Genomic DNA, 25,437 nt, shown 5'->3' with positions numbered 1-25,437 from the left:
TTTTTCTTCCAAGACTGTTTTTTAAATTTTACAGATATAAAAAAGCCTTCCTGAACGTTACCATTTCAGAAAGGCTTTGCAGGTTATTTCATGTCTTTCAACATGAGTGCTGCATCTTCAGCAAAGTAAGTCCAGATCCCATCTGCACCTGCACGGCGGCAGCTCATAAGCGATTCGATAATCACGTTTTCAGACAGCCAACCATTTTGAATGGCACCTGCCAACATGGCGTATTCGCCACTCACTTGATAGACAAATGTTGGAACACCGAAATTATCTTTGACTTCACGGACAATATCTAAATACGGCATACCCGGTTTTACAATCACCATGTCGGCGCCTTCTTGGATATCCAGTGCGATTTCATGTAAAGCTTCTGCACGGTTACCGATGTCCATTTGATAGTTATATTTATTGCCACCTTTGAGGTTGCTTGAAGAACCTACCGCATCACGGAATGGCCCGTAAAAGCTAGACGCATATTTTGCAGAATAAGCCATGATGTTGGTATAGATATGGCCATTGGCTTCAAGGGCTTGGCGAATTGCACCGATACGACCATCCATCATGTCACTTGGTGCAACCACATCTGCACCCGCTTCGGCATGGCTGAGTGCTTGTTTAATTAAGCATTCAACGGTTTCATCATTCAGTACATAGCCGGTATCATCAATGATACCGTCTTGACCATGTGTGGTGTATGGGTCGAGCGCACCATCAGTGATGAGAACCATTTCTGGTAGTTCTTTTTTTAATAAGCGGATGGTGCTTTGGACTAAGCCATCTTCATGCCAAGCTGCTTCAGCCGTTAAACTTTTATCTTCCTGTGGTGTAACTGGGAACAAAGCTAATTTTGAAACACCCAATTCGAGTAAACGTTCTGCCTTTCTTAGTAACAAGTCAGCAGATAGACGCTGTACGTTTGGCATGCTTGGAATATCTTGAGTTTGTTGCTGGCCTGGCAACACAAATACTGGATAAATGAGATGATCAGTCGTCAGTTGAGTTTCACGCACCATGGCACGAAGCTGGTCATTTTTACGAATGCGACGCATGCGGGTAGCAGGAAAAGCTGGACGATTGAACGTATAGGTCATAACAATCTCATTGATCAGTATTAAACTTTGACTATTGTAGACGCATAATGAGGGTTTGGCGCACCCCGTATTATTTTTTTATTCAATGACAGCGATTCGAGTAGGCTATGACAGATGTAAATAAGAGTTGGACCGGTAATATTGACCTAAACTCGAAGAATGAAATCGATACTTTATTAAATAACATTGCTCAAGCATTTAACAGCTCCCCATTTTTTTTACACAATGCCATGAAAATGACGGTGATCGATGGTCAGATCGAAGCACGTGTGGACATGGCCAGTAATCTAATAGGAAATGTCGCATTCCAAATTTTACATGGTGGCGTCGCGGCAACCCTACTCGACAGTATCGGTGGTATCTCTGCGATGGCAGAATTGTATAAAAAGGCCACAGCTGAAGATCTAGTAGAAACTAGTAAAAAGGTATCTCGCTTAGCGACCGTCGATATGCGTGTGGATTATTTAGCGCCAGGACGCGGACAGTATTTCGTTGCACGAGCTGAAACCTTACGTTTAGGCCGTAAGGGTTGCACTATGCGTATGACCATGGTTAATGATGAAGGTAAAGCGATTGCAACGGCGATTGCATCGTATGCTTATTAAGCCATTTTTAAGTTAACACATTCAAAATGATGAAAAAATAAAGTCCAGTATTGGCAGCAGGGCATGATTTTATCCTGTTGCCGACGAAAAAAAGACTGACGAGTTACATTTTCTATTCTCAGGATATGATTTTTTAGCTTTAAAATGCCGGAAAATTGAAGAAGATAGACTTTCTCACGACACCATTATCTGACAGCAAAGTTGACATGCTTTGCAAAGCTCATGATGCCATGACCAAGTCTGCTAGATTTAGGACAAATCTATGACAGATACCGTTAGTAACCTGCCAGAAACCCCATCTACAGAGCAGCCCACCGATCAGGAATTAAAAGCACGCAGAAAAAAAGGCCTTGGTATAGTGGCTGTATTGATCGTGATTGCTTTGGTGATGTATTTGATTTGGTCAATATTTCTAAATCATTCCGTCAGTACCGATAATGCCTATGTCGGTGCAGAAACAGCGTCGATTACCTCGATGGTCACGGGGCAAGTGGCAGAGGTTTTGGTGAGTGATACGCAGCAAGTGAAAAAAGGCGATGTGCTTGTTCGCATTGATGCTCGTGATGCTGAAATTGCCTTAGCTCAAGCTCAGGCTGAATTGCTCAAGGCGAAACGCCAATACAAACAAACTGCGGCGAATAGTAGCTCTTTAAACTCACAAATCTTTGTCAGTGATGATGCGATTCATAGTGCAAGCGCACAAGTCGCCAAAGCACAAGCCGATCTGAATAAAGCACAAGATGAATTACAACGTCGTCAACAATTGGCTGCTTCGGGTGCGATTTCTAAAGAAGAATTAAGCACAGCGCAGAGTGCTGTGAATACTGCTAAAGCCAGTTTTGATGTAGCACAAGCAGGTCTCGCTCAAGCCAAATCTAGTCAAAAAGCGGCACAAAGTAATAAAGCGGCGAATGATGCATTAATTCAAGACAGCAATGAAAACTCAACCCCAGATGTTTTAGTTGCACTAGCACGTCTACAACAAGCCCAGTTGGACTTAGAACGTACACAAATCAAAGCACCCTTTGATGGTGTGGTGACACGTCGCAATATTCAAGTTGGGCAACGCATTGCACCGGGAACGTCATTAATGATGGTAGTTCCAGTCTCTCAGTTATATGTCGATGCTAACTTTAAAGAAAGTCAATTGGCAGGGGTACAAGCGGGTCAAAAAGTTGAACTGACGTCTGATCTGTATGGTGACAAAGTTAAATTTAATGGCACAGTGACTGGTTTTTCTGGTGGCACAGGCTCAGCATTTGCCTTGATTCCGGCACAAAATGCCACAGGAAACTGGATTAAAGTGGTTCAGCGTTTACCTGTGAGGATTCGTTTAGATCCAAAAGAGTTGGCAGAACATCCACTCCGTGTGGGGCTGTCTATGGAAGCGACGATTGACCTGAAATCGAAGTAATTGCCTATGAATCAGCAAATGCAAATGACTGACCTAAAAGGTGGTCGTCTGATTCTCGCTGCCTTGGTCTTGGCATTGGCAAACTTTATGGTTGTGCTCGACATGACCATTGCGAATGTATCTGTGCCGCATATTACCGGTAGCCTTGCAGTATCGGCATCCCAAGGGACATGGGTCATTACTTCCTATGCCGTGGCCGAGGCGATTTGCGTGCCATTAACCGGTTGGCTCGCTGGGCGCTTTGGTTCTGTACGGGTTTTTGTGATCAGCCTATTCGGCTTTACTGTATTTTCGATACTGTGTGGTTTATCGACCAGTTTGGAAATGTTGGTGTTTTGTCGAATTGGGCAAGGCTTGTTTGGTGGCCCGATTATGCCACTGAGCCAAACGTTGTTAATGCGCATTTTCCCTCCTGAAAAGCAATCCCAAGCCATGGGCATGTGGGCAATGACTACCGTCGTTGGTCCCATTTTAGGTCCAATTTTGGGTGGTACGATCAGTGATAATTTATCTTGGCATTGGATTTTCTTTATCAATATTCCTGTCGGGATCGGTTGTGCTATCGCAGCGATGCGCTTACTGAAAACGGCTGAAACTCCAACGCAGAAATTGAAAATTGACCGCGGTGGTTTACTGCTGTTGGTGTTGTGGATCGGTGCCTTGCAATTGATGTTGGACTTGGGTCATGAACGAGATTGGTTTAATCATCCATTTATCGTGGTACTGGCACTGACGGCATTTGTCGGGTTGATCGTTTTTACGATTTGGGAGCTGACTGAACGGCATCCGGTGGTAAATATACTGCTGTTTAAGTACAGAAGTTTTACCATTTCGGTCTTGGCTTTGGCCTTTGGTTTTGGTGCCTTCTTCGGGAGTATTGTCCTGATTCCGCAGTGGTTACAGATCAACTTGGGCTATACCGCAACGTGGGCAGGCTATCTCACTGCAACGATGGGCGTCGGTAGTCTGACCATGTCGCCAATTGTTGCGAAGCTTGCAACCAAATACGATCAACGTGCTTTGGCGAGTTTTGGTTTAAGTATCTTGGGCGGTGTAACCCTTATGCGCGCCTTTTGGACTACGGATGCAGACTTTATGGCTTTGGCTTTGCCGCAAATATTACAAGGTTTTGCCGTTCCATTTTTCTTTATTCCTTTGTCCAATATGGCCTTGGCATCGGTACTGCCACAAGACATGGCATCTGCGGCAGGTTTGATGAACTTCTTAAGAACCATGGCTGGGGCTATTGGCGCATCGATTGCTGTTACCATTTGGGATGATCAAACCAAAGTCGCACGCAGTGAAATGGTCAGTAATTTACATGCTACTGAGGTACAAAATACCTTGGTGAATCATGGAATGAGCTCAGAAGCTGCTTTGGGTTACATCTCCAGTTTGGTGGATAAAGAAGCCTTAACGCTTTCAGCCAATCATGTGTTTTTAGTACTGGCGGGTGTCTTTATATTCGCTGCACTGATCATTTGGCTCTGCCCACGGCCTAAAGCAGGTGTGGGTGGTGGTCATGCACACTAAATAACATCAAGCATAAAAAAACCGCTCATTCGAGCGGTTTTTTATTGCATACGGCGTTGATTGAAAAAAATCAAAGATCCGAGCGCGCCCGTTTGAGTGCAGATTGCCACTGAGCCAAATGAAATTCACGTTGATCGGCATTCATTTTTGGTTCAAAAGCACGTTCTAATTGCCATGAAGCGGCAATTTCATCAAGATTTGAAAACACACCCGCTTTGAGTCCAGCCATCGCGGCAGCACCCCATGCAGTTGATTCTAAAAGTTTAGGACGCAGTACAGGCACATTTAAGATATCGGCCTGAAATTGCATCAGCATATCATTGCTGCTGGCACCACCATCGACTCGTAATTCTTTCAACGGGCTAGACAAGTCAGATTGCATCGCGGTCAGAACATCCGACACTTGAAAGGCGATGGACTCAAGGGCTGCACGGGCAATGTGGGATTTATTGGTCCCACGCGACATGCCGCAGAGTAGAGCACGTGCATCGCTGTCCCAATGTGGCGCACCTAGACCTGTAAATGCCGGAACCAATACCACGCCATCGGTATGCTCCACTTGGCACGCAAGTTTTTCAACATCACTGCTTTTTTGAATAATCCCTAAACCATCTCTTAGCCATTGCACAATGGCACCCGCCATAAAGACACTGCCTTCAAGTGCATAATGGGTTTGGTTTTGTGCTTTCCACGCCAATGTCGAGAGTAATTTATTATGGCTATATTGAACTTCAGTGCCGGTATTAAAGAGCATGAAACAGCCTGTACCATAGGTGTTTTTTGCTGTTCCTGCTTCAAAGCATGACTGTCCAAATAGCGCGGATTGCTGATCACCTAAAATGCCGGTAATGGGAATGTTTGCGCCAAGTAAACCTGTAGCGGTATCTGCAACATATTCATCTGAACTGATGATTTTAGGGAGGACCGACAGGGGAATATCGAATAATTCTAAGAGTTCTTCATCCCAAGCTTGTTGCTGTAAGTTCATTAACATGGTTCGTGAGGCATTGCTGGCTTCAATCACATGCTCTGCACCTTGCGTCAGGTTCCACACCAACCAACTGTCAATCGTGCCAAAAGCCACATGACCTTGCTGAGCGAGTTCACGTAGACCTTGTGTGTGTTCTAATAACCAGACCAATTTGCCAGCACTAAAATAGGGATCGATACGTAAACCGGTCTTTTTGTGAATGAGGTCATTGAGGTTTTGTTGGGTCAGTTGTCCACACCACTCGGTTGCACGGCGGTCTTGCCAGACAATTGCAGGGGCAAGGGGTTGACCTGTGCGTTTATCCCAAACCACAGTGGTTTCACGCTGATTGGTCAGGCCAATGGCTTTGATGTCTTTGGCGAGGATACGAGCAGAAGCGAGGGCTTGTTGCACGACGGCAATTTGTGTACTCCAAATTTCTTGAGCATCTTGCTCCACCCAGCCCGAATGAGGAGTTTGAATATGGGTTTCCCGTTGAGCTGTAGCTTGAACTTGTCCATGTTCGTTAAAAATGATCGCACGACTTGAAGTCGTTCCTTGATCGAGTGCCAATAAATAGCTCATATATTTTTCTTTTGCGGTCTTGAAAAATAAAATATTAACGCAATTATGTAATTAAGCGCAGATCAATGTGTAATTGTTTCGAAATTGCATCGCAATTTTTTGAAGTTATGCTATGATGAAGCTACTTTGGGGATGTTTCTGGCTTCGACGCTGGTGATGAAACTCATAGATGCATGTCGAGAGCGCATTTTCTCTCGTAAATCAAATTTGCATATTTTAGTCGCAAACGACGAAACTTACGCTCTAGCTGCCTAAGGGCAGCTTGTCCGCATCCCTGAATACTTGTGGTTAGGGGTCCCGACTGAAGCGAACGCACACAAGTCCGTATAAGATCAAGCCTTGGGGTCTTATACTAAATCTTAAAGGATCGCGATTTGTACCCTGTTCGTCGGGTCACAAAGAGCTAAATCAATAGACGATATCTAAGCATGTAGTATTCTCGAGCGTAGTGCTGGCGGACGCGGGTTCAACTCCCGCCATCTCCACCAAAATTCAAAAAAGTCGAACCTTCGGGTTCGGCTTTTTTTATGATTAATTAAAAACATTTTTTGGTACAACAATGACTCAAGTCCAGCTTCAAGAACTGCAAAAACAACTCTGGAATATTGCCAATACTTTGCGTGGTAAAATGGGGGCAGATGAATTCCGTGATTACATTTTGGGCTTGATCTTCTACAAATATTTGTCTGAAAAAATTCAAAATAATGCCAACGAAATTTTATCACCTGATCAAATTAAGTTTGCAGAATTGGTTGAATATACTGAAATTAATCAAGCATATTTGAGTGCTGTTCGTGAAGAATGTCTTGCCAGTATGGGCTATTTCTTAGCGCCACAAGAATTGTTCCATAGTATGGCAACATTGGCTCGAGCAAAAAAATACATTTTGGATGATGTAATTAAAACCCTTAAGGCAATTGAGCAAAGTACGCTGCGTACAGATGCGGCAGATGATTTTTCGCATTTGTTTGAAGACATGGATTTAAGTTCGACCAAGTTAGGAAATACGCCTGATGACCGCAATGAGCTGATTAGCCGTGTGATCGTACATTTGGACGATATTAATTTTGATCTGTCGAATACTGAGTCTGATATTTTAGGCGATGCTTATGAATTTCTCATTGGTGAATTTGCTTCAGGTGCTGGTAAAAAAGCAGGTGAGTTTTATACACCGCAAATGGTTTCTACTTTGCTTGCAAAACTTGTCACCTTAGGTAAAGAACGTCTACGCAGTGTATATGACCCGACTTGTGGTTCAGGATCTTTATTGCTACGTGTAAAGCGTGAAGTCGGCGATGTGGATGCGATTTATGGTCAAGAAATGAACCGTACGACCTATAACTTGGCACGTATGAACATGATTTTGCATGATGTGCATTACTCAAAGTTTGAAATTAAGCAGGAAGATACTTTAAAACGCCCACAGCATATGGAATTGAAATTTGATGCGATTGTAGCGAATCCACCATTTTCGGCAAAGTGGTCTGCGAGTGAGTCATACTTAAGCGATCCGCGTTTCCGTGATTTTGGCAAGTTAGCTCCAAGTTCTAAGGCCGATATGGCGTTTTTACAGCACATGCTTTATCAGTTAGATGAAAATGGGACTTTGGCGATCGTACTGCCGCATGGAGTTTTGTTCCGTGGTTCGAGTGAAGGGCATATTCGTAAGCATCTAATTGAAAAGTTAAATGTGATTGATACGATTATTGGTTTGCCTGCCAATATTTTCTATGGCACGTCTATTCCAACCTGTGTGTTGGTGTTGAAGAAAAACCGTGAGCATAGCGACAATATTTTATTTATTGATGCGAGCAATGAGTTTGAAAAGCAAAAGAATCAAAACAAGCTCTTACCTGAGCATTTAGATAATATCGTTGGTGCATTTGAAAACCGTCAGAATATTGAAAAATATGCATATGTAGCGAGTCTGCAAGAAGTTGCTGACAATGATTTCAATTTGAATATTCCTCGTTATGTCGATACTTTTGAAGCGGAAGCTGAAATTGATTTAGATGCAATAGCGAAACGGCTTCAAGCCTTAGAGGTTGAAAGTCTAAAAACTGATGCAGAAATTTCTAAGTTTTGTGCAGAACTCGGCATTGATTCACCTTTTGCGGAGGTGAAGTAATGGCTTCGCCTAAATTGCGGTTTAAAGAGTTTGATAGGGATTGGAAAGTAAATACCATTCAGCGTTTTATGGATGATAACTTCATTCTTGATCAAATGGATGGTAATCATGGAGAGCTTTATCCTAAATCAGAAGAATTTAGTTCATCTGGTGTGCCATATTTGAGTGCAACTGACTTTAGTTCAGGAGCAGTCGATTTTTCTAAGTGCAAAAGACTTCCTTTAGAAAGGGCAAAATTATTTAAAAAGGGCATTGCTAAAAATGGTGATGTCCTATTTGCACATAATGCTACAGTTGGTCCAGTCGCTATTTTAGAAACTGAATTGGATTTTGTGATCCTTAGTACAACAGCAACTTATTATCGTTGTGATGGTAAGCGTTTGAATAATAGATTTTTAAAGAATTACTTTGAATCGGAATTTTTTGTACAACAGTATTTTGGCATTATGAGCCAATCGACTAGAAATCAAGTTCCTATTACTACTCAGCGAAAGCTTAGTATCTCGATTCCAACAATACAAGAACAAACAAAAATCGCTTCTTTTCTTTCCTCGGTGGATGAAAAGATTAGCCAACTGACTAAAAAATATGAACTGCTGAGCCAATATAAACAGGGCATGATGCAAAAACTGTTTAGTCAGCAGATTCGTTTTAAAGCGGATGATGGGAGTGAGTTTGGGGAGTGGGAAATAAAGTTAATTAAAGACATTGCTGATGTAAAGGGTGGTAAACGTCTTCCAAAAGGGTATTCATTGATAAATGAGAACACAGGACATCCATACATCACTGTGGGTGATATGAATCGCTCATATAGTATTGATAACGCAAATATCAGGTATGTCCCTCTTGAAGTAGTAGATATTATTAAGCGCTATACGATTACTGATAAAGAGATATTTATTTCAGTTGCAGGAACGTTAGGAATCATTGGTAAAATTCCGACTGAACTTAATGGCGCTAATTTAACAGAGAATGCTGATAAGCTTACTAATTTAAAATGCCATCAAAATTTTCTTATCTATTTATTAGATAGTGGTTATTTAGCTGAATTGATCGAAAGTACAGCAACTACAAGTGCGCAACCAAAGTTAGCTTTATATGCAATTGAGCAAATGGAAATACAGGTACCTTGCCTAGAAGAACAAACCAAAATCGCTGATTTCCTATCAGCCATTGATCAAAAAATTGAAGTCGTTGCACAGCAAATTGAACAAGCTAAACAGTGGAAAAAAGGCTTGTTACAGCAGATGTTTGTGTGAGTGTTTTTAAGGTTTCATAAAATTCCTGCATTTATTCAAAGGTGGGAATTTTTTATTTAAGAAAGTACTGAAGGATTTCTTAAAGAAAAAACAGTGATCTGTATCATCAGTTTAGGTGTTTATTTGATGAATTTAAAAGATTGAAAAATATAATAAATCTATTAGAATCAAAAGATATACATACCAATAGTTAAAAACTGAGCAGTATTATAAATGTCGACCCAAAAAGAACTCGAACTCGAAAACCAATTTATAGCGCATTTAACAACTTTAGGGTACGAACGTGTTCAGTACAGAAACGAAACAGCTTTACTCCTAAACTTAAAAAATCAAATAGAGAAATTTAACGCACTGACTGCGCCACTTACACATGAGCAATGGGAACAGGTGTGGAATTACCTGAGCAGTGAACATACGATTTTCGGCAAAGCCAAACTTTTACGTGGTTCATACCAGCTTAAATATGATGATGGTACGACCCAAACACTGCGCTTTTTAAGTGATGATGCAGAAAAAAATATTTTTCAAGTGACCAACCAAGTGACGGTCCAATACGGGGAGAGTGGCACAGAAACCAGCCGTTTTGATGTAACGTTATTGATCAACGGTTTTCCATTAGTACAAGTTGAACTTAAACGCAGTGGCGTAGAAATCGCACAAGCGTTTCACCAAGTGCATAACTACAGCAAAAATGCCTATACATCTGGACAAGGTCTGTTTGGATACATCCAGCTCTTTGTCATTAGTAACCGTGTAAATTGCTTATATTATTCACATGGCACACCATTGTTTGATTTTACATTTCCGTGGGCCGATGAAAACAACAAAGCAATTAATGATTTGAGTAAATTTACCGAAGCATTTTTAAACGCCGCACATATTACGAAAATGATCAGTAAATACATCGTTCAGCATCAAACCAATGAATGCTTAATGGTGCTACGACCTTATCAAGTCTATGCAGTTGAAAACATGATTCAGCATGTAAAAACCTCAACCGATCATGCCTATATTTGGCATACAACGGGTTCGGGTAAAACACTCACGGCATTTAAAGCCAGTGAAATCATGCGTCAGTTGCCAGAAATAGAAAAAGTAATTTTTGTTGTGGACCGAAAAGACCTAGATAATCAAACCACTAAAGAGTTTAATGCCTTTGTTCCCGACTGCGTAGACCAAACGACCAACACCAAAACATTGGTCGAACAGCTCATCGGTAAACGGCTGAACTCACGAAAAAATGAAAGCAATTTACTTACAGATAAATTGGTCGTGACGACCATTCAAAAGCTGAATAACGCAATTACACTCCCTAAATTCAGAGAATTGATCGCCGATTTGGCAGATAAAAAAGTCGTATTTATTTTTGATGAATGCCACCGCAGTCAATTTGGTGATACTCACCAAAATATCAAACGCTTCTTTAAACAGGCGCAAATGTTCGGTTTTACAGGCACGCCTATTTTTCCTGTGAACTGTCAAAGCATTGGTGGCGTGAAATACACCACAGAATATCTATTCCCTAAACGACTGCATAAATATGTGATTGTCGATGCGATTGCAGATAAAAATGTTCTACCTTTTCAAATTGATTATGTGGGGCAATTTACCGCAAATCAGGTGAATGCAGGTGATGAAAAAATACAAGGCATCGATACTAAAGAGCTGTATGACAACCCTGAGCGCTTAGAAAAAATTGTACGTTATATTTTAAAAAATCATGACAAAAAAACGGCAAAACGCGAATTTTGTTCAATGTTTTGTGTCAGCTCAGTAGATGTCCTGCTTCAATATTATGCAATATTTGCCAAAGTCCAAGCAGAGTTGGTTGCAGAAGCGGACAAGAAGGAAGAAATTTATACCCCTTTAGTGATTGGTACGATATTTTCTTTTGGAGCGCAGGACACGACAAACGACGCCAATGACTCTGCAACAGGTACAATTTCTGAAGAAGAACTAGAACAGCCGAGTCAAGTTGATATGGGGCGTAAAGCGCAACTTGAACGGATCATTGCAGAATTCAATACGCGCCATCTGACTAGCTATAACTGTGACGAAGGATTTTACGAATATTATAAAAATCTAGGTGATCGCGTTAAGTACTTCAAAGTCCCTAAACCACCTAAAGAAGTTGGGGAGCTGAAAGGGCCACCAATTGATTTATTACTTGTGGTCAATATGTTCCTGACTGGGTTTGACTCATTGCCGCTCAATACGATTTATGTCGACAAGAACTTAAAATATCACGGTTTAATTCAGGCTTTTTCGCGTACAAACCGTATTTATAAGCCAACAAAAGCTTTTGGCAATGTCGTGTGTTTTAGAAATTTAAAGCAGGCAACAGATAAAGCTCTTTCTACTTTTGCAGACGACCAAAATTTTGAGCAAGTGATTGTGCCACCGTTGGATCAACAATTAGCAGAATTTAATAAGTGTGTTAGTGAATTAAGAAAAATAACACCTGAGTGTCAGTCAGTAGATGATCTAAAACTCGAAAGTCAGCAGTTGCAGTTTATTCAAGCTTTTCGTGATGTGATTCGTCTACATTCACAACTGAAAATGTATACAGACTTTGATGTTGATAAAGCAGTTATAGTGCCGCAAGAACTTGAAGACTATAAATCTAAATATAAAGATTTGTATGACAGAATAAATAAAGGTACAGCAGTTGAAAAAAATTCAGTGCTACGTGACGTGAATTTTGCTTTAGATTTTATTATTAGTGATTATGTAAATCAGGATTATATTTATACATTATTAAATATGATTGCTGCTGCGCCACCGTCCTCGATTCAAAGAGCGAAACAGCAGCAACAACTCCAATCTTTACTCAGTAATGACCGAAAAATGTATAAAAAAATGGATTTGATTCAGAAATTTATTGATGAACAAATGCCACGAATGCTGAATGGCCAAAGTGTTCAAGATGCATTTAAGCAGTTTTGGGATGCAGAAAAACAGCAAGCCTATGATGTCTTTTGTAAAGATGAAAATCTTGTGATTGATGAATTTAAAAAAGTGGTTCAACGATTTGATTTTACTGAACGTTTTCCGCACGCACATGAAATTCGGCCATTGCCAAAAAACAAGCCTTCAGCACTGGTGAGTAAAGTCTATTTTGAGGGATTGCATCAGAAAACCAATGCGATTTTAGAAAAATATGATTTACGGATTTAAACGTTAAGCTAAGTTATGAAAAATATTTGCTTAAAAGGAGGGTTCTTTTTTTATGGAATTTAAGAACCTTATCCTGTTTATTCAATAATTGTATGATTAAATTTCTTAGAATAAATATGATTTAAAAACAAATCACAAAGTGAGGCGAAAATTAAATTTCGCGCCAAACTTCATTCTTATCTTTCAATGAAATCATAAAGTTAAATTTGTCATCATTACTTACCAAAAGGCCTTCTGGCGTTTGCATAATCACTTTTAGAACGGTACCAGTTTCAAAAACCAAAGGACTGCAATTTTCTTTATTTAATGTAATTGGTTTGAGTAATTCAACAATTGCACTTTCCATTTTACTTCCCCAAGCATAGGTTGTTAATTGAACTTAGCATATTATTGGTGAAGAAACATGTTTTGTAAATGACGTGAGCTACATCGCAGAAAATATTTTAGAGAATTCCATAACTTAAGTTTAAATAATGGTTAAATAATTTATGGATTTTAATTTATTGATATCAAAGAAAATTTATAAAATTACAAATTTTTTAAGTGTATCTGTATGCTTAAGATGCGTTTTTTGTTCCACAAACAATGACCAAATCATCAATATGACTTGATCAATAAAGGAATTTAAGGCAATTTTCAGTTTTCATGCTTAAGCTAACAGAATGATGTGTCGTCTTGTATTTGATTGTTAAATTTCAGATTAAACAGCGTTAAATATTCAATCCGAATAACAAAATTGATGAAATAAAACTTATCATCAGCAACTCAAACTAAAAACAAAGATTTAGGGAAATGTAGGGCCAATGTTTAAATCTTTTTTTCCAAATCCAAAATGGTTTTTTGGATCATTCCTTATATGGTTCGTGATCAATATTGTCTTGTGGTATAGCGGTGGTCATAGTTGGGGGACGATGTTCGGTTTACCTGCAAATTATCATCAAGCAGAATTGCCTATTGGTATTAGCCGATTTTGGAGCCCCAAATTTTTATGGTTCTATGCTTGGTTTTTTGTAGCAACGGCGCTTTTTGCAGCCTTTTGGAAGATTAAATCAGATAATCCTTGGCAGCGATGGTCAGTGTGGGGAACCGCACTTATTCTATTTAATGTTTGGTTTAGTGTGGAATGTAATGTCGTGATCAATGCTTGGTATAACCCATTCTATGACCTGATCCAGAAAATGCTTTCAGGTGGTGGGGGCGAAGTGACGATGCTATATTCTGAGATACTGACTTTTCTCTATGTGGCCATGGTGTATGTCACACTGGCTGTATTGAACCTGTTTTTCGTCAGTCATTATGTTTTTCGTTGGCGTACTGCAATGAATGACTTTTATACTGCGCATTGGGAAAAACTGAGAACCATCGAAGGTGCCTCACAGCGTATTCAAGAAGACACGATGCGCTTTGCAAAAACCACAGAAGGACTTGGGGTTAGCTTAGTTGAATCGGTGATGACCTTAATTGCATTTCTACCTGTGCTGCTAACTTTATCAACACATGTAAAGAAATTACCTGTCGTGGGGGAAATCGCCTATGCATTGGTTTGGGCGGCAGTCCTTTGGGCGGTTTTAGGGACGGTTATTTTAATGCTGGTGGGTTATAAACTACCGGGTTTGGAGTTTAATAATCAAAAAGTCGAAGCGGCATATCGTAAAGAGTTAGTTTATGGTGAAGATCATGCAGATCGAGCAGACCCTTTCACATTAAAAGAATTATTTACTAAAGTTCGTTTTAATTATTTTAGACTGTATTTCCACTACGCTTATTTCAATCTGGTTCGTATTTGGTACATGCAACTGGATAATATTTATGGATATTTTATTTTGTTTCCAAGTATTGCTGCGGGAACAATTACGCTCGGTATATTAATGCAAATTTTAAATGTCTTTGGGCGTGTACGTGATTCCTTCCAATACCTGATTTCCTCATGGACAACCATTATCGAACTGATTTCTATTTATAAGCGTTTAAGAGCATTTGAAGAAAAAATTAATAATTGATTTTATAAGTTTAAAATAGACCTGCACTAAAATGCAGGTTTTTTTATGACTTTAATTTTAAGTTAATATATTTCAATAAAATCAATAGATTAATATTTTTAGATGAGCTGTTTTTTTACTCGATTCCATATTGTCGCTCGAATCATGGATAGGCCCAGCTTTATATTATTATTAATAATAGAGGCTTGTTCTGATGGCAGATTTGATAAGCACATAGCGATACATAAATGCTTGCGAAATAACCTAAAAGGGAACGATGATGACCGTTCACCAAGGATAAACAAATACACTTAAATAAAATGTGAAATTCATCAAATTAAAATTAATAACATATGCACACATCTCAAACGTGTACGATTTTAGTGATTAAATTTATAAAAATAATAAATAAAATCAAGATTATAAAATTGTGAAAGGCACTAAATTACGCTATTTTTTAAGGGTGAATTTTTTGAGATTTTTGCTGTGAATTTAAAGGCAATTTTATGGGTGGGGAGTATTGGATTTGCATTACATGGTTGTACAACCATGCAGAGTTTAAACCCAAATTCATTTAATCATTATGCATCACCACAAGAAGTGATTAATCAAAAAGGGCTAAATAGCTCAAATGGGAAGGCGAAAGAATACGTCTATGATTGGGGGCCACAAAAGAAAAATATGGAAGCAGAATCAGTTATACCCAAGCAAAATATGAGCAGTTACTGCCAAGCCAAAAATGGCAAATTTATTCAACTGAATAAAAGCAATTTGAACCAAGTCAAAAATGCATGGAGTCGTAAATTATTAGCGACCTATAGCAGTATAAAACAGGGCACAGGCGTATTTCAGTGTAGTCAGGCAGATGGACAACGCTGGATGGTTGCAATTGAACCCGTTTCAGAGCGTAAATCAAATGACCGTTCTGAAACCCGCTTAGTGAGTTTGTATACAGCAATCATCGGACCCGAAGAACGTCGCAAAAATTATAATAAACAAGAAGAAGCTGTTGCTAAAAAAGCCACATCAAGCAAAGCAAAACAAACGACAACAAAAAGCAATGCGAAAGATGAAACAAAAAAAGAAGTAGAGACAAAAAAAGAAACAAAAGCCAAAGAGCCTGAAAATAAACCTGTAGTGAAACCAGTTGCAGAAACATCGCAACAGATACAAATGCGCTTATATGTCAATGCACGACGTGACTTAAATGCAGGAAAAAACCAAGTCACCGCTTGTAATAATGCACAGCGCGCTTATAGCTATGGCAAATTAAATGGTGCAAATGCCAATAGAGCCTATGCTGAATCAGGTATGCTCGTTGCAAAATGCTTAACGTCAGTGCCTGCATATAGCAAAAGTTATCCAAACGCCAATGCAAGAGCAAAAGGCATCCTACAAAACTTAGCGACCAACTATAACCACGCAGGGGCAAAAAATATGTTGAATCGTATGAAATAAACTTCAACAGGATAAAAGCCATTTGGGGAAATAAGCTTTTATCCTGATCCAATGATGTACTCAGATAAAATTTTAAAAAATAATAAGGAAAAACCATGAGTTCAGTAAATGAAACTTATTTTAATGCACCATTATTTGACCGAGAATTAACAGAGATTACAGTCAATATCGAGCAAACACCCTTCTTTTTGAATGATCGTGGGCATCCAACATATTTAGCATCACTTGGGGCAGGAATTCATTTAATTACCGAGTCAGCCACCAATGCGAAAATGACGATGGGAAATCCCTACGATGTACCTTCCGAAATTTCGACTAAAATTACCAATTGGGGGGAGCAAACGGAGCTTGAATTTGAAGGGCAACACTTCGAGTTTATGCCATTGGTGGCAAGCAAAGAAACCGCGGCAGCTTTTGGTATCACCTTAGTTCAGGCAGGTGAAGCGATTCAGATTCATTCAAATCAAAAACGACTGTCAGAGATTCAATATGAATACGGCATGATGGCAGGGCATTACTTGCCTTATGAAAATGCAAAATCAAAATTAAATGGCGGTAAAACTTTAACGCCATTTGTCATTACTGATTTAGAACATCATGACTTTCCACATATTTTTAGCGCGACAGATCAGGATCATTTGCCTCTGGTCATCTCAGTAGGACGCTATTTTCCAAATCTAGGCAAGATTTACTTGGCAGATTTATGGGTCAATCCTGGGGATGCTTTATACATTCCTGCGAAACCCAAATATTCGAATCCCGAGTTTATTGACCTACATAACAACCGTAATGCAGCACTTGCCTGTTGGCGAGGTGACAGCAATAAATCGACATTGACTACCCATAGTTTGCTCGATACCCATGGACATTTTTACTGGTATTGGAATAGAAGACCGACGATTCATCCTCTCATCTATGCACCGACTAGCAAAATGAATAGTTGAGTTACATAGACCAAACAGCAAACACAGCACTTCATGATACAAAGGTGACTCAAGTTTTGGGAGTTTGGTCTATGGCTTACGGTTTATCTAAAAAATTACATCTACGTTTTTCACGACCAGCAGGTTTGACTTTATTGACGCTCACGATGCTTGGGACGACGCAAGTGAGTTTAGCGAGTCCGGCGGTCGATCAGCTCAGTCAATGTTTAGTAAAATCGACCACTGCCGCAGATAAAACGGCGGTTCTACAATGGACCTTTTCTGCTTTGGCAGCACATCCAGATTTAAAACAATACAGTAATGTCAGTGATGCGCAAAAAACGCAACTCGATAAAAATCTAGCTCAAGTGATGCAACGAATCTTGGTTGAACAATGTTCTACACAAACGCAGGCTGTAATTAAATCCGACGGTCTACAGGCTGTTGGCGAAAGTTTTCAAGAACTTGGTAGTATTACAGGCGATGAAATTTTAAAAAAACCTGAAATTAAACAACAGTTACAGGGCATACTGCGTTATGTAGATTTAAATAAATTGGTTACCACATTTTTAACGCCAGAGCTTTGGAACAAGTTGGGCGTGGTTCGTTAATTTTATTGTTCAGTGGATTTGAAAATGCTCCTTTTATACAAGGAGCATTTTTATGGATTCAACTTAAATGGATGATGATCCAATTTGCTTTAGTTTGGTGGCTAGAGCATTAAATGGTAATCGTTGCGCCTAATGCTTTAACAAACTGGGCCATCCATGCAGGATGAGCAGGCCATGCAGGTGCAGTAACTAAATGACCATCGGTCACTGCATCCGTGACTGCAATATCTGCATATTGACCACCAGCCAGTTTAACTTCGGCTGCACATGCTGGGTAAGCCGAACAGGTGCGGCCTTTGAGTACATCTGCTGCTGCAAGGATCTGTGCGCCATGACACACGGCTGCAATTGGTTTTTTCACACTGTCAAATTCACGTACGATTTCGATTACACGATTATTCATGCGCAGGTATTCCGGTGCACGACCACCTGGGATCACCAGACCAACATAGTCTTCGGTATTTACCGTACTAAAGTCATAGTTAATGGCAAAGTTATGGCCGCGTTTTTCGCTATAGGTCTGGTCACCTTCAAAGTCGTGTATAGCAGTTGCCACTGTGTCACCAGCTTTCTTGTCTGGACAGACTGCATGTACGGTATAGCCCAGACCAGTTAAAAACTGGAATGGCACCATGGTTTCATAGTCTTCGGCATAGTCGCCAACCAGCATCAGAATTTGTTTAGACATGTTGTTACCCTCTAATTCTCTATGATTTATATGAGAAATTTGTTTTTATTCACCATAGCACAGGCAGATTGTGGATTTAAGACGCTTATTGTTCACTTTAGTCGTAGCTAGATAGGTCCAAGATCAGGCAACAAGAAACAGGTTAAAAATCAGGTTGATTTTGCAATGTAATAACAGATGAACTGTCATGCTTTGTGGTACAAAGAACAGACTGTTAATGGAGTTTGCTTATGTCACGCTGTGTTTCCCCTGTACGCCACAGATTTTCTAAAATTGTTCGTTCTACGCTGATGGTAACTGCCTTGTTGGGAACAGTGCAAATGGCAAATGCAGGACCAACGGTCGATCAGTTGAGTGACTGTTTGGAGAAGTCCACCACAATTGCCGATAAAACTGCTGTAATGCAATGGACCTTTGTGGCTTTGGCTGCACATCCAGACCTGAAAGCATTTAGTAATGTGTCTGCTCAGCAGAAGGAAAGTCTGGATAAGAATCTGGCATCGGTATTACAGCGCATCTTGGTTGAGCAATGTTCGGCACAAACTAAGGCAGTGATTCAGGCAGAAGGTTTGGAAGCGGTGGGTAATAGCTTTCAGGCTTTAGGTCGTAGTACAGGTGAGGAAATTTTAAAAAATCCGGAAGTGAATAATCAGCTGAAAGGTGTGCTGCGTTATGTGGATTTGAATAAGCTAATCACCACGTTTTTGACACCGGATATCTGGAATAAGTTGGGTTCGATCAGAGGGAAATAAGGTATCTGTCGGGCTTATCTGAAGATGGCAGCGATGATTTTAATCAGCCAATAAATGGGATAGAAAATAACTTCTATTCCATTAGCAAATCCTAGTCCTCGCTGTTTTCTGCGAGGTTCTGGTTGCATTTCAGAGAGCCACTTACGGCATTTTGGAATCAATAGCAAAATGATGATGATCAGCGCAAATATGCCAATGGCGATCTGAATGATAAAGAGTAAAAGTTCAGGCGTCATTTTTGTTTTTCTTTGATGTTTTTGATTTTATAGCATAAATAATAATCCTTTTTCAACGATCACTTGCACTTTGTTTTTAGAGGTACTTCTCCCCTATGAAGCAATGCTTTAAAACTTGCTCAGGGGAGGGAACCTCGCATATTAAATTGATCAGATGGCAAAGTCTCCCTTTTTTAAAGGGAGACTTTTACGGTTTAAATGATCTTATTTCCAGTTACTTGGGAAGCTAAATATGATGTGTGCTGAATTAGCAGGAGACTTTCACTTGGGAGATTCTAGGCAGCTAACCGATAAAAGTCTTCTGCCATTTGATTTGGTGTCTTAAAATCCAAGCCTTTTTGAATTCTTCGCTGATTATAAAATAACTCTATATATTTTGTAATATCCGCTTTGGCTTCTTCCCTTGTTTTGTAGTTGCGATGATGGACTAGTTCATTTTTGAGTATGCCCCAGAAACTCTCTATCGGTGCATTATCAAAGCAGTCGCCTTTTTTGCTCATTGAACCCTGAAAATCAAATTTCTCAAGTAAGTTTCGATATTCATTACTGCAATATTGGCTGCCTCTATCTGAATGTACAATGAGATCTTTAGCAGGTTTCTGATTGCGAATAGCCATATTCAATGCATCACAAACAAGCTTGGCTGTCATGCGCTCATTTAAGCTATAGCCAACAACCTGTTTCGTGTAAAGATCTTTGACAGCTGCCAAGTACAACCAGCCCTCAGCCGTCCAAATGTAGGTAATGTCACTCGACCACGCAAGATTAGGCTTCGTCATTGAAAACTGTTGCTTGAGTAAATTGTCATAAATAGAACGGTTGTGATCACTGTTCGTGGTTCTTTTGAAACGCTTATGGCGCTTACAATACAACTGATTTGATTTTTTTATTTGGCGCACAGCATACGTACTTATTTTGATACCTTGCGCTTGTAAATGCTTGGTTAATCGAACATAGCCATAGCTTTGTTTGGTTTCTTCATGGGCTATTTTGACCAAAATTGTCTGCTGATTTCGCTGAATTGATCTTTTACTCATGCCTCGCTTTAGCCAATCATAAAAGCGAGAAACGGATACACGAAGTAATCGAGCCATTAAAATAATCGGAAATAAGTGGCTTTGCGATTTCATATAGGCGTACCTCACTGACTTTCTTTGGCAAAGTACGCTGCTGCCTTTTTTAAAAATTCACGTTCCATTTCAGCTGTTTTGAGCTGTTGTTTAAGCTTCTTATTTTCTTCGAGTAAGGCGTTTAGATCGGGCGAATACTGTTTTGTGCCTGCTAAAGTTCCAGCCTTTGCTTTGTTATTCCAGTTCGAAAGGGTTTGCATTGAAATGCCAAGTTGTCTAGCGGATTCCGATACATTACCTTGGTTCTCTTCAATGGCTTTTATGGCTTCAGCTTTAAATTCTGCGGTGTAAGTCTTCTGTTTCTTGCTCATGGTAAACTCCTAATGAGTATGTATAGTTTACCAAGTTAAACCCTCCTGTTTTTTAAGCACACATCAATAAATCTAAGCCAAAAGTTATTGGAAGTAGTAGATAAACAGATATGACAGGCTTTGTTGCACAAACCTATCTGTAAAGGCTTTTTCAGCGATATAATTTTCAAATGAAGAAGCCTACACACAAAATCTACCGCACAACCAATTGGCCCGCATATAACCGAGCACTCATGAGTCGCGGAAATATTGCCCTTTGGTTTGATCCTGCTACGCAATGGTATGCGCCATCAAAAGGCAAACAAGGGCGAAATCAAACCTACTCCGACGCAGCTATCCAATGCTGCTTAATGATTAAATCCTTATTCCGTCTATCTTTACGTATGGTCACTGGCTTTGTGCAAAGTCTGATTAAACTTTGCGGATTAAATTGGATAGCTCCAGATTACACCACGCTTTGTAGAAGACAAAAGCATATTGATATTGTAATCAGCTACCAAAAAAGTAGCGATGGGCTGCATCTACTCATGGACTCTACAGGCATGAAGTTTCATATCGTCGCCAATGGCGTAAACTTCATATTGGTATAGATGCTAAAACCCTACAAATACGAGCAGTTCAGCTTACAACCAATAATGTCAGTGATTCACAGGTGCTTGGTGATTTACTTAATCAGATTCCACAAGATGAGCAGATTAACTCTGTTTATACCGATGGAGCTTATGACACCAAGCAATGCCGTCAGGTCATTGCAGATCGGCAAGCGCATGCGGTGATTCCACCTAGAAAAAATGCGAAACCATGGAAAGATACAAAGAGTAGCTCGCTAGAGCGAAATGAATTACTTCGAACAATTAAACGTTTAGGCAGGACACTATGGAAAAAATGGTCAGGCTATCATCGGCGAAGTTTGGTTGAAACTAAGATGCATTGCATCAAATTATTAGGAGATAAACTCAGTGCAAGGAGTTTTGATAGCCAAGTGAATGAGATCCATGCACGTGTAGCAGTCCTTAACAGATTTACGGAATTAGGTCGACCACTTACCCAAGTTACGCCTTAAATTTAGCTCAATTAGGTGCGCTTTGCATTTCAAATCTTTGTGCAACAAAGCCGTGTGATTTAGAAAACCATATAAATTTAATACTTCAATTTGTTGAATAGATTTCATAAGTGCCTACTTGTAATAAAAAACCCCGCAATTTGCGAGGTTTTTATAACACAGATTTAATTAACTATGCTGTAAATCAACCAATCAATTTCTTCATTAATTCATTCACTTGAGTAGGGTTGGCTTTACCCTTAGACGCTTTCATCACTTGACCAACTAAACCGTTGAAGGCTTTGTCTTTACCAGACTTATATTCTTCAACCATTTTTTCGTTGGCAGCAAGCACTTCCTTAATAATTGCTTCAATCGCACCTGTATCAGTTTCCTGTTTCAAGCCTTTTTCAGCAATAATTTCGTCTGCAGTTTTTCCTTCTTCCCACATAAAGCCAAACACTTGTTTCGCGATCTTACCGCTAATGGTGTTATCAACAATACGCGCGATCATGCCACCCAGTTTTTCCGCAGAAACAGGGGAATCCGCAAGGTCTAGGCCAGCTTTGTTTAAAGCACCTGAGAATTCACCCATCACCCAGTTCGCAGCAACTTTACCTTGTGCAGCACCGCCCGCAGCTTTTACCACGTCTTCATAAAACTCTGACATTTCACGAGTCAGTGTTAAAACGTGAGCATCGTATTCAGTTACACCAAAGTCAGCCACAAAACGAGCACGACGTGCAGCAGGAAGCTCAGGAAGGGCAGCACGTGCCGCTTCAATTTGCGCATCTGCAATGATCACAGGCAACAAGTCAGGGTCAGGGAAGTAGCGGTAATCGTTCGCTTCTTCTTTTGAACGCATTGAACGCGTTTCCATCTTCACAGGGTCGAACAAACGTGTTTCTTGGTCGATGGTACCATCCCATTCCAAGATTTCCATTTGACGTTCAATTTCAACGTTAATCGCTTGTTCAATGAAACGGAAAGAGTTCAAGTTTTTCAACTCGCAGCGCGTACCAAATGGTTGACCCGGACGACGTAGTGACACGTTACAGTCCGCACGGAACGAACCTTCTGCCATGTTACCGTCAGAAATGCCTAACCAACGCACTAAAGTGTGGATCGCTTTAATGTAGGCAACCGCTTCTTCAACCGAACGCATATCAGGTTCAGATACGATTTCAAGTAACGGTGTACCTGCCCGGTTGAGGTCGATACCCGATTGGCCTTCAAATTGGTCATGGATCGATTTACCAGCATCTTCCTCAAGGTGCGCACGTGTTACGCCAATGCGTTTTACTGTGCCATCTTCAAGTTGGATGTCGATATGACCCAAGCCCACAATCGGGTTATCCATTTGGCTGATTTGGTAGCCTTTTGGAGAGTCAGGGTAGAAATAGTTTTTACGTGCAAATACAGAAGCTTGGTCGATGTAAGCATCAATACCCAAACCAAAGCGAATTGCAAGATCAACCACTTCTTTGTTCAATACTGGCAATACGCCCGGCATTGCCAAATCTACAAGGCTCGCTTGTGTATTTGGGTCTTGACCAAACGTAGTTGATGAACCTGAGAAAATTTTGGTATTGGTTGCAAGCTGAGTGTGAATCTCGATACCAATCACCACTTCCCAACCATCAATCAGGTTAGATTTTGGTTTCGCAGCGTTTTTAGACATTATGCATTCTCCTCAGCAATTGCAGCGCGTTGTGTATGCCAATCGGTTGCTTGTTGGTACTGATGCACAACAGACAACAATTGAGATTCTGACCAGTAGTTACCAATCAGCTGTAAGCCAACAGGCAAGTTGTCTTTGTCAAAACCAACAGGCGCGTTAATCGCAGGTAAGCCTGCCAAGTTCACTGCAATAGTGTAGATGTCGCCTAAGTACATTTCTACAGGAGATAAGTTTGCACCAATCTTATATGCAGTCGTTGGTGCAGCAGGAGCCGCAATCACGTCTACAGATTCAAATGCTTTTAAGAAGTCTTGTTGAATTAAACGACGTACTTTTTGCGCTTTCACATAATAAGCATCGTAGTAACCGGCAGAAAGCGCGTAAGTACCAATCAAAATACGTTGCTGAACTTCTTTACCAAAACCTTCAGAACGTGAACGTTTGTACAAGTCCATCAAATCCACAGGGTTTTCTGCACGGTAGCCATAACGTACGCCGTCGAAACGAGATAAGTTAGACGATGCTTCAGCAGGGGCAATCAAGTAGTAAGTCGGCACGTAGCTTTCAGTCATGTTTAGGTCAATCTCAACCAAGATTGCGCCCATTTCTTCAAGCTTTTTCAGTGACTCTTCAACGCGTGCTTTGACGTCTGCATCTAAACCAGCAACGTTAAAGTACTGTTTAGGAATACCAATGCGTAAGCCTTTAACCGCTGTACCGTTCAGGTTCGCTACATAGTTATCGACGTCTTTTTCAACCGAAGTTGAATCTTTCGCATCATGACCTGCCATCACGTTCATGAGGTAAGCACAGTCTTCAGCCGAACGCGCCATTGGGCCGCCTTGGTCTAAAGATGATGCATACGCAATCATACCGAAACGTGAAACACGACCATACGTAGGTTTAAGACCAGTCAAACCACAGAAAGATGCAGGTTGACGGATTGAACCGCCTGTATCTGTACCTGTTGCGAAAGGCGCAAGGTCAGCCGCTACTGCTGCCGCAGAACCGCCTGAAGAACCGCCCGGAACATGGCTTAAGTTCCAAGGGTTTGCTGTTGCGCCATAAAATGAATTTTCAGAGGTTGAACCCATGGCGAATTCGTCCATGTTCACTTTACCTAAAGTGACAAGGCCCGCAGCTTTACCTTTCGCTACAACGGTCGCGTCGTAAGGAGAGATAAAATTGTCCAGCATTTTAGAACCAGCAGTGGTTTTAATGCCTTGGGTACAGAAAATATCTTTGTGCGCAATTGGTACACCGGTCAACGCAGTTGCATTGCCTGATTTAATTGCAGCATCAGCCGCATCTGCTTGCGCAAGTGCTTGTTCAGCAGTCACGGTCACGTATGACTTGACTTGAGCATCGATTTTTTCAATGCGTTTTAAATAGTGTTCAGTCAATTCGCGTGAAGAAAATTTAGCGCCAGCCAAACCTTCAGACAATTCACGAATTGATAAGCGATGTAAATCTGTCATGAGAAATATTTCTTTACGTTTAATTTGAAAAAATGTTGATCTGAATAAAAATTATTCAATCACACGCGGAACAAGGTACAAGCCATCCTGTACGGCAGGAGCAACTGCTTGATATGCTTCGCGATGATTGGTCTCAGATACCACGTCTTCACGTAAGGGCTGTGGATTGTCGAATGGACTTTTTAGTGGTTCAACACCGTCAGTATCGATGCCTTTCAGGGTTTCCATCATGCCTAAAATTTTATTTAAACTTTGAGCATAGTCGGCAGATTGCGCTTCATCTAGCGACAATCGAGCCAGATGGGCAATCGCTGAAACTGTTTGTGCATTTAGATCTGCAGAATGCTGTGCATCCGATGTAGACATAACATTACCTAATC

General features: G+C 40.5%; 20 protein-coding genes, 1 other RNA gene and 1 pseudogene. 13 read left to right on the top strand and 9 right to left on the bottom strand.

Annotation, left to right across the window (positions count from 1 at the left end):
- Positions 1–83 precede the first annotated feature (83 nt).
- Positions 84–1,097 (bottom strand): porphobilinogen synthase, encoded by a 1,014-nt coding sequence (gene hemB / locus FTU65_RS10735; protein WP_111885258.1) that lies wholly within the window; start codon positions 1,095–1,097, stop codon positions 84–86.
- 107 nt (positions 1,098–1,204) lie between these two features.
- Here hemB and FTU65_RS10730 point away from each other — a divergent pair, with 107 nt between their 5' ends.
- The 3 genes from FTU65_RS10730 (at position 1,205) to FTU65_RS10720 (ending at position 4,649) form a co-directional block, all read left to right on the top strand.
- The gene (locus tag FTU65_RS10730) at positions 1,205–1,702 is read left to right on the top strand and encodes a thioesterase family protein (protein ID WP_180024019.1); all 498 of its coding nucleotides are present in this window, start codon (positions 1,205–1,207) and stop codon (positions 1,700–1,702) included.
- Between the two features lie 262 nt (positions 1,703–1,964).
- On the top strand, positions 1,965–3,116 hold the full coding sequence (locus FTU65_RS10725) for an efflux RND transporter periplasmic adaptor subunit (protein WP_180066787.1): 1,152 nt from the start codon (positions 1,965–1,967) through the stop codon (positions 3,114–3,116).
- Positions 3,117–3,122: 6 nt separating this feature from the next.
- Complete coding sequence (locus FTU65_RS10720; RefSeq protein ID WP_180066785.1) at positions 3,123–4,649, top strand: DHA2 family efflux MFS transporter permease subunit; 1,527 nt, start codon at positions 3,123–3,125, stop codon at positions 4,647–4,649.
- A gap of 70 nt (positions 4,650–4,719) precedes the next feature.
- On the opposite strand, the gene glpK is transcribed toward FTU65_RS10720, so the two are convergent.
- Positions 4,720–6,204, bottom strand: a complete 1,485-nt coding sequence (gene glpK, locus FTU65_RS10715; RefSeq protein WP_180066783.1) for a glycerol kinase GlpK — start codon at positions 6,202–6,204, stop codon at positions 4,720–4,722.
- Positions 6,205–6,332: 128 nt separating this feature from the next.
- Here glpK and ssrA point away from each other — a divergent pair.
- The 4 genes from ssrA to FTU65_RS10695 all read left to right on the top strand — a co-directional run bounded on the left by ssrA (position 6,333) and on the right by FTU65_RS10695 (position 12,768).
- Positions 6,333–6,692: a transfer-messenger RNA gene (ssrA, locus tag FTU65_RS10710) on the top strand.
- Positions 6,693–6,763: 71 nt separating this feature from the next.
- On the top strand, positions 6,764–8,332 hold the full coding sequence (locus tag FTU65_RS10705) for a type I restriction-modification system subunit M (RefSeq protein WP_180066781.1): 1,569 nt from the start codon (positions 6,764–6,766) through the stop codon (positions 8,330–8,332).
- Complete coding sequence (locus tag FTU65_RS10700) at positions 8,332–9,591, top strand: restriction endonuclease subunit S (protein WP_180066779.1); 1,260 nt, start codon at positions 8,332–8,334, stop codon at positions 9,589–9,591. The genes FTU65_RS10705 and FTU65_RS10700 overlap by 1 nt, the downstream gene beginning before the upstream one ends.
- A gap of 213 nt (positions 9,592–9,804) precedes the next feature.
- A complete protein-coding gene (locus FTU65_RS10695) occupies positions 9,805–12,768 on the top strand; it encodes a type I restriction endonuclease subunit R (RefSeq protein WP_180066777.1) in 2,964 nt (987 codons plus the stop codon).
- Positions 12,769–12,919: 151 nt separating this feature from the next.
- Here FTU65_RS10695 and FTU65_RS10690 read toward each other — a convergent pair whose 3' ends face one another.
- Positions 12,920–13,114, bottom strand: a complete 195-nt coding sequence (locus tag FTU65_RS10690; RefSeq protein WP_078189992.1) for a hypothetical protein — start codon at positions 13,112–13,114, stop codon at positions 12,920–12,922.
- 457 nt (positions 13,115–13,571) lie between these two features.
- On the opposite strand from FTU65_RS10690, the gene sbmA reads away from it, so the two are divergent.
- From sbmA to FTU65_RS10670, 4 genes are all read left to right on the top strand, one after another.
- The gene (gene sbmA / locus FTU65_RS10685; protein ID WP_180066775.1) at positions 13,572–14,768 is read left to right on the top strand and encodes a peptide antibiotic transporter SbmA; all 1,197 of its coding nucleotides are present in this window, start codon (positions 13,572–13,574) and stop codon (positions 14,766–14,768) included.
- A 465-nt stretch (positions 14,769–15,233) separates the two neighbouring features.
- Positions 15,234–16,205 carry a hypothetical protein gene (locus FTU65_RS10680; protein WP_180065305.1) on the top strand — a complete coding sequence of 324 codons (972 nt, stop codon included), beginning with the start codon at positions 15,234–15,236 and terminating at the stop codon, positions 16,203–16,205.
- A 95-nt stretch (positions 16,206–16,300) separates the two neighbouring features.
- Positions 16,301–17,149: a hypothetical protein gene (locus tag FTU65_RS10675; protein ID WP_180065306.1), complete on the top strand. Its 849-nt coding sequence runs from the start codon at positions 16,301–16,303 to the stop codon at positions 17,147–17,149.
- 146 nt (positions 17,150–17,295) lie between these two features.
- Entirely contained in the window at positions 17,296–17,739 is a 444-nt protein-coding gene (locus FTU65_RS10670; protein ID WP_180065319.1) for a hypothetical protein, read from the top strand.
- 109 nt (positions 17,740–17,848) lie between these two features.
- On the opposite strand, the gene FTU65_RS10665 is transcribed toward FTU65_RS10670, so the two are convergent.
- Positions 17,849–18,427, bottom strand: coding sequence for a DJ-1/PfpI family protein (locus tag FTU65_RS10665; RefSeq protein WP_180065307.1), 579 nt, complete (start codon positions 18,425–18,427; stop codon positions 17,849–17,851).
- A 230-nt stretch (positions 18,428–18,657) separates the two neighbouring features.
- On the opposite strand from FTU65_RS10665, the gene FTU65_RS10660 reads away from it, so the two are divergent.
- Complete coding sequence (locus tag FTU65_RS10660; protein ID WP_180010075.1) at positions 18,658–19,179, top strand: hypothetical protein; 522 nt, start codon at positions 18,658–18,660, stop codon at positions 19,177–19,179.
- A 14-nt stretch (positions 19,180–19,193) separates the two neighbouring features.
- Here FTU65_RS10660 and FTU65_RS10655 read toward each other — a convergent pair whose 3' ends face one another.
- Both FTU65_RS10655 and FTU65_RS10650 read right to left on the bottom strand, forming a co-directional pair.
- Entirely contained in the window at positions 19,194–19,415 is a 222-nt protein-coding gene (locus FTU65_RS10655; protein ID WP_180010076.1) for a hypothetical protein, read from the bottom strand.
- A gap of 275 nt (positions 19,416–19,690) precedes the next feature.
- A protein-coding gene (locus tag FTU65_RS10650; RefSeq protein WP_119285041.1) for an IS3 family transposase occupies positions 19,691–20,856 on the bottom strand; the annotation gives its coding sequence in 2 pieces (ribosomal slippage) (positions 19,691–20,598 and positions 20,598–20,856; 1,167 coding nt in all).
- 170 nt (positions 20,857–21,026) lie between these two features.
- Between FTU65_RS10650 and FTU65_RS10645 the strand changes: the two are divergent.
- A pseudogene (locus FTU65_RS10645) lies at positions 21,027–21,919 on the top strand (IS5 family transposase).
- 184 nt (positions 21,920–22,103) lie between these two features.
- On the opposite strand, the gene gatB reads toward FTU65_RS10645, so the two are convergent.
- The 3 genes from gatB to gatC are packed head-to-tail and all read right to left on the bottom strand — an operon-like array spanning position 22,104 to position 25,423.
- Positions 22,104–23,579, bottom strand: coding sequence for an Asp-tRNA(Asn)/Glu-tRNA(Gln) amidotransferase subunit GatB (gene gatB, locus FTU65_RS10640; protein WP_180065308.1), 1,476 nt, complete (start codon positions 23,577–23,579; stop codon positions 22,104–22,106).
- Complete coding sequence (gene gatA, locus FTU65_RS10635; RefSeq protein WP_180065309.1) at positions 23,579–25,057, bottom strand: Asp-tRNA(Asn)/Glu-tRNA(Gln) amidotransferase subunit GatA; 1,479 nt, start codon at positions 25,055–25,057, stop codon at positions 23,579–23,581. The genes gatB and gatA overlap by 1 nt, the downstream gene beginning before the upstream one ends.
- A gap of 51 nt (positions 25,058–25,108) precedes the next feature.
- Positions 25,109–25,423, bottom strand: a complete 315-nt coding sequence (gene gatC / locus FTU65_RS10630; protein WP_078189985.1) for an Asp-tRNA(Asn)/Glu-tRNA(Gln) amidotransferase subunit GatC — start codon at positions 25,421–25,423, stop codon at positions 25,109–25,111.
- Positions 25,424–25,437 lie beyond the last annotated feature (14 nt).

Origin of the sequence: Acinetobacter sp. YH12129 (genome assembly GCF_013418685.1) — a bacterium.
Lineage (GTDB): Bacteria > Pseudomonadota > Gammaproteobacteria > Pseudomonadales > Moraxellaceae > Acinetobacter > Acinetobacter amyesii.
This window is presented reverse-complemented; position numbering and strand designations above follow the sequence as displayed.

Excerpts from the sequence above, each read along its gene's own strand:
- hemB (WP_111885258.1), bottom strand. The coding sequence starts at position 1,097 with ATGACCTATACGTTCAATCGTCCAGCTTTTCCTGCTACCCGCATGCGT.
- FTU65_RS10730 (WP_180024019.1), top strand. The coding sequence starts at position 1,205 with ATGACAGATGTAAATAAGAGTTGGACCGGTAATATTGACCTAAACTCG.
- FTU65_RS10725 (WP_180066787.1), top strand. The coding sequence starts at position 1,965 with ATGACAGATACCGTTAGTAACCTGCCAGAAACCCCATCTACAGAGCAG.
- FTU65_RS10720 (WP_180066785.1), top strand. The coding sequence starts at position 3,123 with ATGAATCAGCAAATGCAAATGACTGACCTAAAAGGTGGTCGTCTGATT.
- glpK (WP_180066783.1), bottom strand. The coding sequence starts at position 6,204 with ATGAGCTATTTATTGGCACTCGATCAAGGAACGACTTCAAGTCGTGCG.
- FTU65_RS10705 (WP_180066781.1), top strand. The coding sequence starts at position 6,764 with ATGACTCAAGTCCAGCTTCAAGAACTGCAAAAACAACTCTGGAATATT.
- FTU65_RS10700 (WP_180066779.1), top strand. The coding sequence starts at position 8,332 with ATGGCTTCGCCTAAATTGCGGTTTAAAGAGTTTGATAGGGATTGGAAA.
- FTU65_RS10695 (WP_180066777.1), top strand. The coding sequence starts at position 9,805 with ATGTCGACCCAAAAAGAACTCGAACTCGAAAACCAATTTATAGCGCAT.
- FTU65_RS10690 (WP_078189992.1), bottom strand. The coding sequence starts at position 13,114 with ATGGAAAGTGCAATTGTTGAATTACTCAAACCAATTACATTAAATAAA.
- sbmA (WP_180066775.1), top strand. The coding sequence starts at position 13,572 with ATGTTTAAATCTTTTTTTCCAAATCCAAAATGGTTTTTTGGATCATTC.
- FTU65_RS10675 (WP_180065306.1), top strand. The coding sequence starts at position 16,301 with ATGAGTTCAGTAAATGAAACTTATTTTAATGCACCATTATTTGACCGA.
- FTU65_RS10670 (WP_180065319.1), top strand. The coding sequence starts at position 17,296 with ATGCTTGGGACGACGCAAGTGAGTTTAGCGAGTCCGGCGGTCGATCAG.
- FTU65_RS10665 (WP_180065307.1), bottom strand. The coding sequence starts at position 18,427 with ATGTCTAAACAAATTCTGATGCTGGTTGGCGACTATGCCGAAGACTAT.
- FTU65_RS10660 (WP_180010075.1), top strand. The coding sequence starts at position 18,658 with ATGTCACGCTGTGTTTCCCCTGTACGCCACAGATTTTCTAAAATTGTT.
- FTU65_RS10655 (WP_180010076.1), bottom strand. The coding sequence starts at position 19,415 with ATGACGCCTGAACTTTTACTCTTTATCATTCAGATCGCCATTGGCATA.
- gatB (WP_180065308.1), bottom strand. The coding sequence starts at position 23,579 with ATGTCTAAAAACGCTGCGAAACCAAAATCTAACCTGATTGATGGTTGG.
- gatA (WP_180065309.1), bottom strand. The coding sequence starts at position 25,057 with ATGACAGATTTACATCGCTTATCAATTCGTGAATTGTCTGAAGGTTTG.
- gatC (WP_078189985.1), bottom strand. The coding sequence starts at position 25,423 with ATGTCTACATCGGATGCACAGCATTCTGCAGATCTAAATGCACAAACA.